Genomic DNA, 15,265 nt, shown 5'->3' with positions numbered 1-15,265 from the left:
TCATGCTTTGGCGATGTTGGTCCAGCCGTGGTGGCGCAGGATGCCGATGGCCAGGTTGCGTAGGGCGGATTCCTGCCGGACGTTGCTCGTGGGCGGGATGACCGACTGGTCGCGTCATCTGATTCGGCTGCGTCGACGCCTGACGCGCGTGGCCGCCGCGGGCATTGTCGCGCTGCTTCTCGTCAGTGGGCCCTGGCTGTGGACGAAGATCGCCGCATACGGCCACGTGTACGGCGAGGCCGATGCGCCGGCCGCGGACGTCGTCATCGTCCTGGGTACCGAGGTGGCAACGGACCGCCGCCAACCGGGGGAACGGCTCGCCGGCCGACTGCAGACCGCCGCCGCGCTCGTGCACAGCGGGCGCGCTCGGGTGATCCTCGTGTCCGGGGACGGCAGCGGCGCGTCCGGCGATGAACCAACGGTGATGACGTCGTACCTGACTGGGCTCGGTGTCGATCCGCGGCGCGTGGTGGCCGACCCGTTCGGCCTGGACACCTACGACAGCTGCGCCCGGGCGCGTCAGGTGTACGGGATCACCCGAGCTTTGATCGTGACGCAGTCCTACCACCTGTCGCGGGCGGTGACACTGTGCCGGCACCTCGGTCTCGACGTCGACGGGGTGAGCGCCCGCTGTGCCGAATGCGCTGCTGCCGTGCTCGCAGGAAAAGCGATCCGCGACTACTTTGCCAGTGCAAAGGCGGCGTGGGATGCGGTACGGCACAGACCTCCGGCGGTACGGTCGCCCGAAAACCCAGGTGTCCAAGACGCACTACAGGGCACTTGACCGTCGGCGAACGGGTCCGGACTCGCGGGAACGTGCGGCAATCTGACCGGCCACGGGGGCAGGTGCCCATCCCCGCGTTCGGGTTGACGTCGTCGGGAAGCCAAGAGCGGCCCGCAGCCTCACGCGCGCCTCGCCGATCCGCTGGTACCGTCCCGGTTGCAATTGATCGAGGAACAGCGCCAGAGGTCGTGGGAGGCAACGCATGTCCGACGGCGGCGAACCTGTTTACCAGGTTCTGGCGGGCGTGCCGTCCTCTGCGGTGGTCCTGCACGTGCCGCACGGCTCCCGCGCGCTCACCGCCGCCGCCCGGCGCAGCATTCTCCTCGACGACGACGCCCTGGCCGCGGAGTTGGACCAGATGACCGACGCGCATACCGGATTCCTGGCCGCTCGGGCCGCGGCCGCCGCCGGGCGCACACCCTGGGTGCTGGAAAACAGCTACTCCCGCCTGGTGGTGGATCCCGAACGCTTTCCCGATGAGCGTGAGGAGATGCGCGCCGTCGGCATGGCCGCCGTCTACACCCGCACCGCGCACGGCCAGCGGCTGCGCAACGAAGATCCCGCTCGCGACGAGACCCTCCTGGCTCAGCACTACCGACCGTACGCGGCGGCCATGACCGACCTGGTCGATGCGCGACTGGCGGCCACCGGCCACGCCGTCATCATCGACGTCCACTCCTACCCGAGCCAGCCGCTGCCGTACGAGTTGCACGGCGACGGCCCACGCCCCGCGATCTGCCTCGGCACCGACTCCTTCCACACCCCACCGGAGTTGGTGAGCGCCGCGCGGGACGCCTTCGCCGGCTTCGGCGACATCGAGCTGGACACCCCCTTCGCGGGCTGCTACGTGCCGCTCAAGCACTACCGGCAGCAGCCCGCGGTCACCGCGCTCATGGTCGAGATCCGCCGCGACACCTACCTGATCGAGCCCGGGGGGCCACTGACCAACGGCATCCACCGCCTCGTCACGGCGCTGGCCGAACTCGTTGACGCGGTGTCAGCCGCCGCACCGCCCCCGGACGCCCGCCCGGTCGAGCCGGGGGCCCACCGGTGAGTCGGTTGCTCACCAGTACGTGTTGAACTCGCGGATCAGATCCCAGGTCGCCCCGCCCTCGGGCTTCTGATAGACGCGCCGCCACCCTCCAGAGACCAGTAGTTCTCGGCGGTCCAGTCGCGGTCGTACATCACGCCGAAGCCCTCCCGCCCTGAACGCTGGGAGACGATGAGCGGCCGGCGGTGGCGACACCAGTTCGGACAGCCGCGGCCGACCGTGGTCGCGGACGCCGGACCGGTCCGGGTAGAAGAGCAGCATCGGCATCACCCAGGCCCACTACCATCCCGGCGCCCGCGAATACCTCCAACGCCGCCGCACCAGCGGCGGCACCACCAGCGAATACCTCCGCCCACTCGAACGACGACTCTCGGACATCGATTACCGAGCCCTGCTCACAGACACGACGACGTCCTCCCCCCTCCCGCGGCGGCTCGCGTGAGGATAGCGACCTATCGACCACTTCGATGGGACAGCCCGGCCGGCCAGAACTGGAACAGGAACGACTCCACTCCGCGCAGTTCGTCGACGCCGGATCGTGGCGTCGAGGCGGCGATGCGGGACCGCCCGGCGCTGTACGCCCGTACCTCGTAGCGACCGGGTGGGCCGACCCGGAGGACATGCGTGTCGGTCGGCTGGATCTCCAGATAGCCGCTGTCCAGCCGGACCCGTCCGGCCTTGCCGCTCTCCCACCCGTCGAGCACGGGCGGTGGCCCGTCCCAGATCTCGACGATCACGCTCGCGTAGTGGTCGGTGGCGCCGGCGCTGGTCGCCACGACGCAGTTCGGGGAGACCGACAACCAGTCCTCGCCGGACACGTCGTAGTCGCCTTCGTCGTCAAGCAGCACGATCATGCGGCGAAAGACGAGCACCTCGGTCTCGAGGCGTGTCAGGCGTCGGGGCATCGGGTTTCCTCTGTCTCCTGTGGGTACTGCAGCGACAGATTCTCCCCGCACATGCATCCCGAGGTTCGCGCCTGGTGCGCCCAACCAGGTCGACCTGGTGTTCCCCCCGACCGATGCGTCGTGGCTGAACTGGATCGAGGCCGAGCTCGCCGTCGTGCCCTACTTCGCTCTCAACGGCACCGACCACCGCGCCCACACCGAGCGTGGCACCGCCGTCGGTTCCTACATCCGCTGGTGCAACCACCGTGCCAAGCCCAAGACCGGATTTGCTGTCAACTCTAAAATCCGGCACCCGGATTACCCGTTCAACGCTGCATGACAAGGCACTAGCATGCCCAACATGGCGCTGCGTCGGCCCTTCGCGCTCGCCGTCGATCCCGCCGACGAGCTGCCGCTCTACCTCCAGTTGGCGCGCGGTATCGCGGATGCGATCCGGGCGGGACGGTTGCGGGCGGGCGATGCATTGCCAGGCAGCAGGACGATGGCCCGCTCGCTTGGGGTCAACCGCAACACGGTGCTCTCGGCCTATGAGGAACTGGCCGCCGAGGGCTGGGTGGTCGGGCGCAGGGCAACCGGTACTTTCGTCGCCGAGGACCTGCCCAGCCAGCCGTTCGCGCCCAGCGAAGGCAGCGACCGCGGCAGCGGTCGGCTTCGCGTTGGCGCCGCCGGTCGAACACGATACGATACCTCGCCACCCGTCCGGCGTGTTCGTGCTGACCAGGGGAACGCCGGATCCCCGGCTGCTCCCGACGATCGAGCTCGCCCGCGCGTATCGCCGCGTGTTGCAAAGAGACGGCCGCCGGCTACTGGTCTACGGCGACCACCGCGGGCATCCCGGGTTGCGGCTGGAACTGGCGGAGATGCTCGCCAGCGCCCGAGGGCTGACGGTGACGGCAGACGACCTCTTGGTCACGCGCGGCAGCCAGAGCGCGTTGGACCTGATTGCCCGAGCCCTGGTCACGCCCGGCGATGTCGTGGCGGTAGAGGCTCTTGGCCACCCGGTAGTCCGCGCTGCCTTTCGGCTGGCCGGCGCGCGGCTGAGGCCCGTCCCGGTCGATCGACATGGCGCGTGCGTGGGTGACCTCGAGCGCCTGGCGGGTAATCACCGCATACGGGCACCGGCAGGGGTGCGCGGACAGCCTCCCCCGGGGTGCCTCCGGCGACCGGTGGTAGGTGGGGCCGCCACCGGCCGGCCGGACGACGCCCGCGATCAGGACAGCTGCGGGTAGAGCGCGGCGACGCCACCCGACAGGCCGGCCTGCACCTGCCGGCTGGTGTCGTCGGCGATGATCTCGGGCTGGTCCGCTTCGATCCCGTCGATCGCGATCCGGGCGATGTGCGCCGGGTCGGACTTCGGCGCGGAGACGCTGGCCGTCATGTCGGTGTCCATGTAGCCGACGTGCAGGCCGGCGACCCGGATGTTCCGGTCGGCGAGCTGCGCCCGCAGCGCGTTGGTCAGGGACCACTCGGCGGACTTGGCGGCGCTGTACGCCCCGACCTGCGGGAAGCTGACCCAGGAGAGCGCGGACAGGATATTCAGGATGGCACCGCCGCCGTTGGCGGCGATCGCCGGGGCGAACGCGCGCACCATCGACAGCGTGCCGAAGTAGTGGGTTTCCATCTCCAGCCGGATCGTCGCGAGGTCGGCGTCGAGCAGGTCCGCCCCGGTGCCCGAACCCGCGTTGTTGATCAGCAGAGTGACGTCGCTGGCGACCCTGGCGGCGGCGGCCACGGAGTCCGGGTCGGTGATGTCCAGCCTGACCGGGGTGACGCCCGGCAGGTCGACGCTGTCGGGATTGCGGGCACCGGCGTAGACGGTGGCGCCGCGGGCCACCAGCTCGGCGGCGAGGTGGCGGCCGAAGCCACGGTTGGCGCCGGTGACGAGTGCGGTGCGTCCAGCGATCTTCATGTCCTGCTCCTGTGAAGGGGTGGAGGGTGTCGGCGGGTGGACGGTCAGGCGCGACGCAGCCCCGGTCCGGGGCGTACGTCGATCTCGCCGGGTGGCACGTCGTGGCCCGCCTCGCAGCGCAGCCGGGCGTGCACGGCCGCGCCGCAGTCGTGGTGCTCGACCCGGACGGACGGACCGGCGGCGTCGGCGGCCCAGCTGTCGCCCCACTGCCGCAGCGCGGTCAGCACGGGCAGGAGCTCCTGGCCCTTGCGGGTCAGCACGTACTCGTCCCTGGTCCGCTGCCCGGGCTCCCGGTAGGGCCGGAGTTCGAGCAGCCCGTCGGCGACGAGTCGTTTCAGCCGCGCGGCGGCGACCGGCTCGCTGATGCCCACCCGCCGGGCGAAGTCGTCGAAGCGGCGGGTGCCGAACGACGCCTCCCGGAGCAGCAGGAGCGTGGGCCGGTTCCCCACCACCTCGATCGCCCGGGCGATCGAGCAGTTGGTGGTCAGCCAGGCGTCCCGCTGGTCGAGGAAGTCCGTCATGGGCAGGACGCTACTCCCCCTGACTTAGGGAAACCAAAGTCAGCTAGGTCACGGTGGTCGGGGGGAATGCCCGTGCGGTGATCGACGTTGCGGGAGCCTCACACCTGCCCGGCGTAGAAGCCGTAGCGCGCCAGCGGTCGCGACAGCAGCGCGAGCCGTCCGGCGGTAGCCGCCGGCCGGGCGGGGCCGTCGCTCAGCGGTGCGGGGCGTGGGCGCCGTGCCGGGGCGGACGGCCGAGGGACTGGCCCGGTTCGACCACCACGAACTGGCCCATCATTCCGGCGTCCTCGTGGTACAGCAGGTGGCAGTGGTACATGTACGGCACGTCCGGGTCGGTGTGGTCGGTGAAGCGCAGGGCGATCCGGATCGGCCGGTTGGGTGGGAGGTAGATGGTGTCCTTCCAGCCGCTCAGCGCCGGCGGCGGCGCCTCGCCGTCGACCGTGAGCACCTGGAACTGCGCGTCGTGCACGTGAAAGTTGTGCGGGGTGCCGTCCCGGTTGACCACCTCCCACACCTCCGTGGTGTCGCGGGTGGCGGCGAAGTCGATCCGGTCCATGTCCATCGAGCGGCCGTTGATGCCGCGCCCCAGGAACTCCAATGTGCGGGTGGTCGCGGCCGACGCGGGGTCGAGCCGATCCATCGGCACCAGCGCGTCCGGCACCGCCGGCGACGCGACGAGGCGGTCCGCCGCGCGCAGCTCCAGCACGTCGAAGCGGTCCCGGCCGCCGGCGAACCGGTCGGCGAGCGCTCCGGCGCCCAGGTCGGGGCCGGTGCTGCGCAGGGTGATCCGCTCCCCCGGGCGCACGGTCACCACGATCTCGGCACGCTCTCCCGGGGAGAGCCGCACCCGGTCCAGCCGGGCGGTACGCGGCAGCAGTCCGCCGTCACTGCCGATCAGGTCGAAGCGGCGGCCGTCGGCGAGGCCGAAGTCGTAGAGGCGCGCGGTGGAGGCGTTGACCAGCCGCAGCCGGACCCGCTCGGTAGTGACGTCCAGGAAGGGCCCGACGGTCCCGTTGACCAGCAGAGTGTCGCCGAGCACGCCGATGCTGGAGATCATGTTGCGGGTTTTGCGGAACTGCCCGCTGCCCGAGAAGCTCCGGTCCTGCACGATCACCGGGACGTCGTCGACGCCGTAGCGGCGGGGCAGCGGCAGGGCCGCCTCGCGGTCGTCGTCGAGCAGAAACAAGCCGGCCAGACCCCGGTAGACGTGCTCCTCGGTCGCGCCGTGCGGGTGCGGGTGGTACCAGAGGGTCGCGGCCGGCTGGTCCACCGTCCAGGTCGGCGACCAGGTGGCGCCCGGGCGGATCGTCTGGTGCGGGCCGCCGTCCATCCGGGCCGGCAGGTGCATCCCGTGCCAGTGCACGCTGGTCTCCTCGGCGAGCCGGTTGACCACGTTCACCACCACCCGCTCCCCCCGCTTCGCCCGCAGCGTCGGGCCGAGGAAGTCGCCGTCGAAACCGGCGGTACGGGTCCGCCGGCCGTCGCCGCGGAAATCGCGACTGCCTTCGCGCGCGAGCAGGTCGAACATCCGCCGCCCCTGCCCGTCGACCCGGGAGGCCGCCAGCGGGGGTACGGCGAGCGGCCGGACGAAGTCGACCTCGCCCACCGTGTCGGTGCCGGCGCGGGCGAACGCCCAGCCGCCGACGGCGACGCCGCAGCAGCAGAGGACGAGGACGACGGCGAGCGCGCCGACGAGCACGCGGACGAGGGGTCGTCGTCGTGCGGTCACGGTGGCACCTCCAGCGGAGTCGGTACCAGTAGCGTGACTTCTTATCAGGCGGGTGGCCAGCGGACGGGACCGGTTTCGGGGAGCGTTCCGGGATGCCCCTGACCGGGCGGCTCCGGGGTCACCCTCCGATCGGCCTGGCGCTGGCCGGCCGGGCCGGCGCGCGGTTGGCGGACCGGACCGGACCGCCGACCCGCCGAAGCGCCCTGCTCCGCCTGGTCCGAGCGATGCCCGATCCCGAGGCGCGGACTGTCTCCGCGGTCGGGGTCGGCGCTTCGCCACCCTTACGGGCTACGGCATGGCGTCGCCACCCTCGTTCCTGCCCTGCCCTGCCCCGCCACCGGCTCCCGGCCGGCCGGCAGCACATCGCGCTGTGGTGGTCGTTCGGAGGCACCGGCAGATGTCGATCACGTGGGCGTTGATCGTCAGCACCTGCCCGGCAAGGTCGATCAGCTCCACCACCTCGACACCCGCGGCCGTTCTCGCCGGACACGGCGGGCGAGAGCGCTGTCCCCGTCCGGACGTCACCACCGTCGGACAACCAGAGCCGCCCCGCCGTCTGTTCGCTACCTCTTCGTCGGCCCGCGCGGCACCGTAGGCCAAGGCTTACGGTGTCATTCCCCGACCACCGTCAGCAGCATCGTCAGGCGATGGGGTACAGCTGGTCTACCGCGCGTCGCACGATGGCCTCGGGTACGTCGTGGCCACCGTTGAACTCGTCAAAGGTGACGTCGTAACCGAGTGCGCGTAATCGCGGCACGAGCCGTCGGCTGCACGGATCGATGGGCAGTACCCGGTCGGCCGTGCCGTGGGAGACGTACACCCGGGGCATGCCGTGGGTGACCAGCGGGGCGGCGAAGCCGGGGGAAAAGGCCAGCACGGTGTCGAAGATGTCGCCGTTGATCAGGCCGATCGACAGGGCGTAGGACGCCCCGTCGGAGAATCCGCCGATGAGCATGTCGGTGACCGGGTACGCGGCGAGGACTTCGAGTAGCACACGGTCGATGCGGCGTACGTCGGGACCGAAGCCGAAGCCGATCATGTCCCAGGTCGCGGCGGTGGACTGCGGCGCCACGAGGAGCATGCGCTGCTCGTCGGCGACCGGCAGCATCAGGTCCAAGGCCTGTCGCGATGAACCGCCGGCGCCATGCAGCAGCAGGGCCAGGTGGTACGGGCGGCCGTCGGCGGGCTCGGGTACGTAGGCCAGGGCGAGCGGCTCGCCGGCCGGTTCGTCGAACGGGACCAGCCCGCTGCGGGTCGAGGCGGCGACGGGCGGGCCGGGTCGGACGGTGAGGCGGCCGTGTCGGGAGTTTTCCTCCGGCTGGCGGTGCGGTGGCGCGTTTTCACCTATCGTCGGCATGGCCGCCTCCGCATCAAGCTGAGACTGTCCGGCCTGGCTACCCGGCTACGGCCCGATGAACCGCTGGCGGCAGCGGACGTCTCGTGCCCGCTCTTCGCCGGCATGACGGTTGGCCGAGCGATGGTCACGTCGGGCGGAGTTTGCCGAGCCGGGGACCGGGAACGGCACCGCCGACGGAGAGGAGGGCGCGGTGCCGGCCGACACGGACCCTGGTTGTGAGCTGTGCACCGGGAGCCTGCCGGAGGCATGGGCGCTGGAGTACCGGGACGGTGAGCCGGCCGCTGAAGGGACGCGGGAGGCGATCCTCACGCTGGGCAACGGCTATCTGGCGACCCGTGGGGCTGCCCCGGAGTCGTCGTCCGACGGTGTCCACTATCCGGGCACCTACCTGGCTGGTTTCCACAACCGGCTCTCCGGCCCCGGCCCACCGGGCGGCGACGAGAGCATCGTCAACGTGCCGAACTGGCTGCCGTTGACGTTTCGTCCCGCCGGTGGCGACTGGTACGCGCCAGGGCGGGGTCGCCGCCTGCACGAGCACCGGGTGCTGGACCTGCGCCGAGGGGTGTACCTGCGGGATCTGCTGGTTGTCGACCATGAGCGGCGGCGGACCCGGGTACGACAGCGGCGGCTGGTGTCGATGGCCAACCCCCACGTGGCGGCGCTCGAGACCAGCATCGTCGCGGAGAACTGGTCGGGTCGGCTGGAGATCAGGTCGGGCATCGACGGCGGGGTGGTCAACGCAAACGCGGCGGCCGACACCGGCACCTGCGGGCGGCACCTCACCGATGTCGCCGCCGGCGCGGACGACCCCGAGACCGTCTGGTTGACGGCGGCGACAACCGGATCGCATCAGCGGATCGCCGTCACGGCCCGCACCAGGATCAGTGTCGTCGGCGCCGGCCGTTCCCACACCACGCGCGCCGTCCACCGGGCCGAGGACGTGAGTCAGGTGTTCGGGATCGACGTGGCGCCCGGAGAGCAGGTGTCGGTGGAGAAGACGGTCGCGGTGTTCTCCGCTCGTGACCGGGCGGTGCACGAGCCGCTGGCAGCGGCCCGGGAGGAGCTCCGCTGCGCCGGGGCGTTCGAGCTGTTGCTGGCCCAGCATGCCGCCGCGTGGGAACGGTTGTGGGAACGGTTCCGGCTCGACGTGGGTGAGGATCACGTATGGCAGTTGCCGGTGCGGTTGCAGACCTTCCACCTGCTGCAGACGCTGTCGCCCCACACGGTCGACCTGGACGCGGGTGTGCCCGCACGCGGGCTGCACGGCGAGGGCTACCACGGGCACATCTTCTGGGACGAGCTGTTCGTCTACCCGTACCTCAATCTGCGGTTGCCGGAGCTGACCCGGGCACTGCTGGAGTACCGGCACCGACGGTTGACGGCGGCGCGGCGGCAGGCGGCCGAGGCGGGGTTCGTGGGTGCCCTGTTCCCCTGGCAGAGCGGCAGCAGCGGCCGGGACGAGAGTCCCAGCCGTACTCCCAACCCGGTGACTGGTGAGATGGTGGACGATCACACCGGCCGGCAACGCCACGTCAACCTGGCGGTGGCGTACTGCGTGTGGCGATACTGGGAAACGACCGGCGACCTGTCGTTCCTCGCCGGCCACGGTGTCGAGCTGCTGGTCGAGACGGCACGGTTCTGGGCCGGGCTGGCCACCTACGACCCGTCGGACGACCGCTACGACCTGCGCGGTGTGCTGGGGCCGGACGAGTATCACGACGGCTACCCGGGTAGGCCCGGCCGGGGGCTGGACAACTGTGCGTACATCAACGTGATGGTCGCGTGGGTGCTCGCTCGAGCCGACGAGGCGTGCGCGATCCTCGGCCGGCATCCGGGGGCGGTGCCCTGGCGGGACGTGGCCGTTGGGGACGGGGAGCGCCGCCGATGGTTGCACGTCGCACGTCGGCTGCGGCTCACCTTCCTCAACGACGGGATCCTCGCGCAGTTCGACGGTTACGGCGACCTGGCGGAGCTGGACTGGGACCGGTACCGGCGGCGGTACGGCGACCTGCGGCTATTGGGGTCGCTGCTGCAGGCCGAGGGAGACGACCCGAACCGGTACAAGATCTCCAAGCAGGCCGATGTGCTGATGCTGTTGTACCTGTTCAGCGCCGAGGAACTCACCGGGCTGGTGCACGGCCTCGGGTACGACTTCGACCCGGCGCGTATCCCCGCCACCGTCGACTACTACCTGTCCCGCACGGCGCACGGATCCACCCTCAGCCGGATCGCGCACGCGTGGGTGCTGGCCCGTACTGACCGCCGCCGGTCCTGGGACATGCTGTTGGCAGCCCTCGGTACCGACCTGGCGGATCCGGAACACAGCTCGACGCGGGAGGGGATCCACCTTGGCGCCACCGCCGGGTCGCTGGACATCCTGCAACGCTGCTACACCGGCCTGGAGATGCGCGGCGACGTGCTCCGGCTCAACCCGCTGCTGCCCGAAGGGCTCGACCGCCTCGACTGCGTCATCCGGTACCGCAACCTGTTGATCACCCTGACCATCGACCACGAGGAGGTGCGGATCTCGGCCGCGCCCGGGGCGGACCAGCCCATCCGCGTGGCCGTCCGGGACAGGTCCGTGCTGCTGTCACCCGGTGCCGAGGTCACCATTGCGCTGCATGGCAGAGACACACCAGCGGGTCGACCTGATATGACTCCCACCCGCCGGACAGCATCTGACCGCTCGGCACCGGCGCACTGATCCCTACGAGGTCGCCGAAGAGGTCACCGCGCGCCGGCGGTCGCGGCGTGGCGGTCGACGGCCCGGCGGTCAGGGGCTGGCGCCGGCCAGCAGCCCGGCGGAGATCCCGGCGACAGCACGAACGCGATGATCAGCCGGCGCCGTGGGCGACCCGGGGGTACGGCGTCGGCGGCCCTCGCCCGGCACCTCCCTCAGGCCGGCGACAGCTTGTAGCCGGCGCCGCGTACGGTCCGGACGAGTCGGGGGTGCGCGGGGTCGTCCTCGACCTTGGCGCGCAGTCGCTGCACCGCCACGTCGACCAGCCGGGAGTCACCGAGGAAGTCGTGGTTCCATACCCGCGCCAGCAGCAGCTCCCGGGTGAAGACCTGGCCGGGGCGGCGGGCCAGCTCCAGCAGCAGCCGGAACTCGGTGGCCGTCAATGCCAGGTCCCGCCCGTCCTTGCGGACCACGAAGCTGGCCGGGTCGATCTCCAAACCGCCGATCTCGATGGTGGTGGGGGCGGCCGGGGTGGTGGCCCGGCGCAGCACCGAGCGGACCCGGGCGACCAGCTCCGGCAGGTCGAACGGTTTTCGCAGGTAGTCGTCGGCGCCGCACTCCAGTCCGACGACCACGTCGATGGTGTCCGTGCGGGCGGTCAGGATCAGGATCGGCACCTGGCTGCTCCGCCGGATCTCCCGGCAGACCTCGAAGCCGTCCAGCCCGGGCAGCATCACGTCGAGCACGATCAGGTCGACCGGTCGGGCCCGCCAGGTCGCCAACGCCGCCCGCCCGTCGACGGCGGTGTCGACCCGGAAGCCGGCCCGGCGCAGACCGAGGGCGGTGACCTCCCGGATGGAGGCATCGTCCTCGACGACCAGCACACGGCCCTCCATCCACTGAGGGTAGCCCCGGTGCGACGCTGCGCCGCCTGGCGCAACGGACGGTGTCGAGGGCCCGGCCGGCGCCGGGCCCTCCTCCCCGCGGTGGGTCACTGCTGCCACTGGTGCGCGACGTCGAGCACGATCCGGCTGTGCGTGCCCGGGCCCGCCAGCACGAACACCCGGAACGGCAGCCGGGCCCGCACACCGACCGCGAAGGTGGTGTAGCCCTCGAAGCTGCCGCCGAAGACCACGTCCCGCAGCGTCGAATAGCGCAGCACGTTCGCGGCGTGCTCGCCGACCCGGTACGGGACGGTGGCGAGGTGCTCATCGTCGTACGCCGGGGCCTGCAGCGAAACCCGCAGCAGCTCGTCCCCGGCGGTGTACGGCGACAGCGGCAGCCCCTCGCCCTCGGTCCAGGTCTCGCCGTAGGCGACCGTGTAGCCGCTCACCGGCCCGGCGAACTCGAACACCACCCGGTCGAAGCAGTCGTGCCGGCCGGTACGCACGTCGATCAGCGGTGCGGTGCTGAGCGTGCCGGCCGACTTCTCCGCGCTGCCCCAGGTGATCCCGCAGTACGGCGATCCCGTCGCCGCCGCCGTGGTGGTCGCCGCCGTGCCGGTACCCGCGCCGGCGACCAGCCCGGCGAGCACGACGACCAGGGCCATGAGTCCACTTCTGATCCGCATCGTCTCCTCCTGTGATCTCGTTTCCGTGGCTTCCCGGCGTCGTCGCCGGTGACGTCAGGTCCACGGTGGAACGCGTCCGCGGCAGCAGCTTCGCTATCAGGTAACTGCCACGTAACAGTGGTCAGCGGGGGTCGGTCCCGGCTCCCGCTCCGGCTCCGGCTCCGGCGGTTGACGTAGCGTCCGCAGCGGTGAGCAGAACACCGGCAGCCAGGTCAGCGCGCCGGCCGTCGCGCCGATCCAGAGCGAGGTGCGGACGCTGGTACTGGCCGAGCCGGCCGGCGAGGGCGGCGCCGACGGGGATGGCGCCGGTGACAGGACGCGGAAGGTGGCGTTCGTCCGGCCGAGCAGCGGGTCGGGGGTGACCGCCTGGCGCAGGCTGACGCCGATGCCGGTGCGCAGGTTCACAGCCTCAGGCACCCCTGCCTGCTCCACCTTCGCCAACAGCTCGGCCGCACGCCACCAGTTCGAGGGCACGACCCGCCCGGATGAGACAGCCTCCGCACCCAGAGCGGCCGCCTCGTCGGGCTGACCTGCGGCGACCAGGGCAAGGCCAAGGTCGAGGCGAGCCGACGCAGACCGGCGGGGCCGTGCTCCACCATCGCCATCCGGGTCCAGCTCGGCGAGCACAGCCCGAGCAACCTGCTCGGCACCCGCATCGCCCGCCCAAGCCAAAGTCGTAGCCGTGTAGGCGGCAGCCTTGGCCGGGTCGTAGCGATAGTGGTGCTCGGCTCGCTCAGGAACCGGCAGGTTCGCGGTCAGCCGCTCCACCCGGTCCAACGCTCGCCGAGTCTCACGAACGTCACCCATCCGCGCCCACGCGCGCGCCTCCTGGGCAGTCGCCTGGATATGAGCGGAGCTGCCCCTCGGCGCGACCCGTTGGGCCTGCCGGGAAAGATCAAGCGCTTTCCGGTAGTCACCTTGGGTCAACACTTCCCAAGCGCGAGTCTCTAGACACCATCCCAGAACCTCGGCGTGTTCGGCGTGATTGGCGAGGTCATGAGCAGCCCGCAGGTGGGCTGCCGCTGCGGCTCGCTGCTGCAGGTCGATATGAACAGTGGCCCGCAGCACTGCCAGCCAGCCGCCAGCGACCAGGAGGCGGCGTTGCTGAGCAAGCGTGACGCGACCATCGAGTAGCCGCCCCACGTAGGCCAGTTGCCGCCGTACCGGCGGCAACAGATCGGCAGGCGCCATGGTCGGATAGGCGCTGGCAAGGTCATCAACACCCTGCTCGACATGGTCGAGCACTTCCTTGCTGACATCGCTGGCGGCAAGCCTCAGGCGCAGCTCGGCGGCCTCAGCAGCATGGTCGACCGGCGCATCGACCAAGCGAGCGAGCGTACCCCCTGCGTTGAGAACGTGGTCCAAGTGCCGTGCGGTGTCGACAGTTGGAGGCTTGAGCCCCATCTCCAGCTCATGCAGGTGGCTCTTGCTTCGATGGGCAAGTTGCCCGAGAGACCGCAGGGACAGCCCCCGTCGCTCGCGGAACTCACGCAGGGCTGCGCCGAAACGTGGATCAACGGATGGGGCCATCGCACTGCTCCCAGGTAGAGGTCTGGGCCGCGGCTCCGCCGGCCGCTACCCCGGCGGGCCACCGCCAACGACCGTACCTCTCCACGCTGCCAGGCTCCGGCAGGGCAAGCTGGCAGCCTTTCGGTCCTTTCTCGTATCCGGCGGTGGTCTTACATTGGGTATGTGACGGTGCGTCGGCGGACGCTGCCGATGTGGCTGACCGCCGTGTTGATGTTTGGACTTGCCGGCTGTGGGGTCGGCACGTCACGCGATCCCGAGCCGGTTGAGATGCGGCTCAACGAGATCGCCGCCAAGGCCGAACGGCCGGTCTACTACCTCGGCCCACGGTTTCGCGATTGGCCGCTGACCGATGCGGGCGCCGACGGCACCGGCCGGGTCGACGCGATCTACGGCACCTGCCTCGCGGTCCACGATTCATGTGCGCTTCCGGTCGACGTCATCAATCAGCCGCTCGATACTTCGATGTGGAGCATGGCCGTCGGTTGCAGCCGCCTGGCGCCCGTCCGCGGCGTCCCGGCCGTTCATTTCGGCGAAGCGCTCGTCCTCTTCACCGGTGACTCAGTGGTCACCATCGGCCTCGCCGGTGATGACACGGGAACCGCCATCGCCGCGGCCGAGCAACTGCGCGAGGTCGGTACGGAGCTTTCTCATGAGGCGCTCCCGCCGCCGAACTCCGCGGCCGTGCAGGCCGTCGATGCTGCCTGCGGGAAGAACCCGGGCGACACCGGTCGCATGGAACCCGACCAGGGACCGGAACCGGTCCGGGACATGCAGGTGCCGGACTTCACCGTAGGCCAGCTCGGCGGTGGAGACCTCCGTTGGGCGGCGTACCTCGGCAAGCCCGTGGTGGTCGTGGTCGGTGACGTCCCGCACGTGCTCACAGGGATTCAACGCGTCCTCGCGCTGAGCGCCAGTCCCCGGCCAGCCGTCATTGGCCTGGTATGGAAGCCGTTCGGTTCCAAAGACGCCCCGGCACCAATCGCGGAGATCGAGCAGGAGGCCGCCCACGTTCCCGTTCCAGTCGGTTATGCCGCTATCCCCCGGCCGGCAGTCTGGTTCTTCGACATGGCCGAGGTCGACCCGGCGCAGTCAGGCGTGATCGCGTTCGTCAACGCCGACGGCACCGTCATCCGCCATGTCCGAACGAACGCGACCCACGACGCGATAGCCGCCGCTCTAGACACGCTCGTACGTTGACCGGCAGGCTTGCCCGTCGCGCTGGGTCAGAC

13 protein-coding genes and 2 pseudogenes are annotated in these 15,265 nt (G+C 70.8%); 7 read left to right on the top strand and 8 right to left on the bottom strand.

Annotated features, from left to right (window positions below; all coding sequences use genetic code 11):
* Positions 1 to 97 precede the first annotated feature (97 nt).
* Together ACLQ2U_RS27560 and ACLQ2U_RS27555 are read left to right on the top strand one after the other, a co-directional pair.
* A complete protein-coding gene (locus ACLQ2U_RS27560; protein ID WP_425753813.1) occupies positions 98 to 784 on the top strand; it encodes a SanA/YdcF family protein in 687 nt (228 codons plus the stop codon).
* Positions 785 to 986: 202 nt separating this feature from the next.
* Complete coding sequence (locus ACLQ2U_RS27555; protein ID WP_425753812.1) at positions 987 to 1,838, top strand: N-formylglutamate amidohydrolase; 852 nt, start codon at positions 987 to 989, stop codon at positions 1,836 to 1,838.
* Between the two features lie 449 nt (positions 1,839 to 2,287).
* On the opposite strand, the gene ACLQ2U_RS27550 is transcribed toward ACLQ2U_RS27555, so the two are convergent.
* A complete protein-coding gene (locus tag ACLQ2U_RS27550; protein ID WP_425753811.1) occupies positions 2,288 to 2,740 on the bottom strand; it encodes a hypothetical protein in 453 nt (150 codons plus the stop codon).
* A gap of 97 nt (positions 2,741 to 2,837) precedes the next feature.
* Here ACLQ2U_RS27550 and ACLQ2U_RS27545 point away from each other — a divergent pair, with 97 nt between their 5' ends.
* The 3 genes and pseudogenes from ACLQ2U_RS27545 (at position 2,838) to ACLQ2U_RS27535 (ending at position 3,969) form a co-directional block, all read left to right on the top strand.
* Positions 2,838 to 3,059: a transposase gene (locus ACLQ2U_RS27545; protein WP_425753810.1), complete on the top strand. Its 222-nt coding sequence runs from the start codon at positions 2,838 to 2,840 to the stop codon at positions 3,057 to 3,059.
* A 12-nt stretch (positions 3,060 to 3,071) separates the two neighbouring features.
* Positions 3,072 to 3,314, top strand: a pseudogene (locus ACLQ2U_RS27540) (GntR family transcriptional regulator); the annotation flags it as partial.
* Positions 3,199 to 3,969, top strand: a complete 771-nt coding sequence (locus ACLQ2U_RS27535; RefSeq protein WP_425753809.1) for an aminotransferase class I/II-fold pyridoxal phosphate-dependent enzyme — start codon at positions 3,199 to 3,201, stop codon at positions 3,967 to 3,969. The pseudogene ACLQ2U_RS27540 and the gene ACLQ2U_RS27535, both read left to right, overlap by 116 nt.
* Here ACLQ2U_RS27535 and ACLQ2U_RS27530 read toward each other — a convergent pair.
* The 4 genes from ACLQ2U_RS27530 to ACLQ2U_RS27515 form a co-directional block, all read right to left on the bottom strand.
* Positions 3,951 to 4,649, bottom strand: a complete 699-nt coding sequence (locus tag ACLQ2U_RS27530; protein WP_425753808.1) for an SDR family oxidoreductase — start codon at positions 4,647 to 4,649, stop codon at positions 3,951 to 3,953. The two genes, ACLQ2U_RS27535 and ACLQ2U_RS27530, sit on opposite strands and share 19 nt — an antisense overlap.
* Before the next feature lie 44 nt (positions 4,650 to 4,693).
* Positions 4,694 to 5,170 carry a winged helix-turn-helix transcriptional regulator gene (locus ACLQ2U_RS27525; protein WP_425753807.1) on the bottom strand — a complete coding sequence of 159 codons (477 nt, stop codon included), beginning with the start codon at positions 5,168 to 5,170 and terminating at the stop codon, positions 4,694 to 4,696.
* A 193-nt stretch (positions 5,171 to 5,363) separates the two neighbouring features.
* Positions 5,364 to 6,899: a multicopper oxidase family protein gene (locus ACLQ2U_RS27520; RefSeq protein WP_425753806.1), complete on the bottom strand. Its 1,536-nt coding sequence runs from the start codon at positions 6,897 to 6,899 to the stop codon at positions 5,364 to 5,366.
* Between the two features lie 640 nt (positions 6,900 to 7,539).
* Positions 7,540 to 8,256, bottom strand: a complete 717-nt coding sequence (locus ACLQ2U_RS27515) for an alpha/beta hydrolase (RefSeq protein WP_425753805.1) — start codon at positions 8,254 to 8,256, stop codon at positions 7,540 to 7,542.
* Positions 8,257 to 8,446: 190 nt separating this feature from the next.
* On the opposite strand from ACLQ2U_RS27515, the gene ACLQ2U_RS27510 reads away from it, so the two are divergent.
* On the top strand, positions 8,447 to 10,960 hold the full coding sequence (locus ACLQ2U_RS27510; RefSeq protein WP_425753804.1) for a glycoside hydrolase family 65 protein: 2,514 nt from the start codon (positions 8,447 to 8,449) through the stop codon (positions 10,958 to 10,960).
* 191 nt (positions 10,961 to 11,151) lie between these two features.
* Here the strand turns inward: ACLQ2U_RS27510 and ACLQ2U_RS27505 are convergent, their stop codons facing one another.
* The 3 genes and pseudogenes from ACLQ2U_RS27505 to ACLQ2U_RS27495 form a co-directional block, all read right to left on the bottom strand.
* Positions 11,152 to 11,832, bottom strand: a complete 681-nt coding sequence (locus tag ACLQ2U_RS27505) for a response regulator (RefSeq protein WP_425753803.1) — start codon at positions 11,830 to 11,832, stop codon at positions 11,152 to 11,154.
* A gap of 95 nt (positions 11,833 to 11,927) precedes the next feature.
* On the bottom strand, positions 11,928 to 12,506 hold the full coding sequence (locus ACLQ2U_RS27500) for an AMIN-like domain-containing (lipo)protein (protein ID WP_425753802.1): 579 nt from the start codon (positions 12,504 to 12,506) through the stop codon (positions 11,928 to 11,930).
* Between the two features lie 393 nt (positions 12,507 to 12,899).
* Positions 12,900 to 14,036, bottom strand: a pseudogene (locus ACLQ2U_RS27495) (helix-turn-helix domain-containing protein); the annotation flags it as partial.
* A gap of 162 nt (positions 14,037 to 14,198) precedes the next feature.
* Here ACLQ2U_RS27495 and ACLQ2U_RS27490 point away from each other — a divergent pair.
* A complete protein-coding gene (locus tag ACLQ2U_RS27490) occupies positions 14,199 to 15,233 on the top strand; it encodes a hypothetical protein (RefSeq protein WP_425753801.1) in 1,035 nt (344 codons plus the stop codon).
* Positions 15,234 to 15,265 lie beyond the last annotated feature (32 nt).

It is taken from the genome of Micromonospora sp. DT47 (genome assembly GCF_049844475.1).
Taxonomy (GTDB): Bacteria; Actinomycetota; Actinomycetes; order Mycobacteriales; family Micromonosporaceae; genus Micromonospora.
This window is presented reverse-complemented; position numbering and strand designations above follow the sequence as displayed.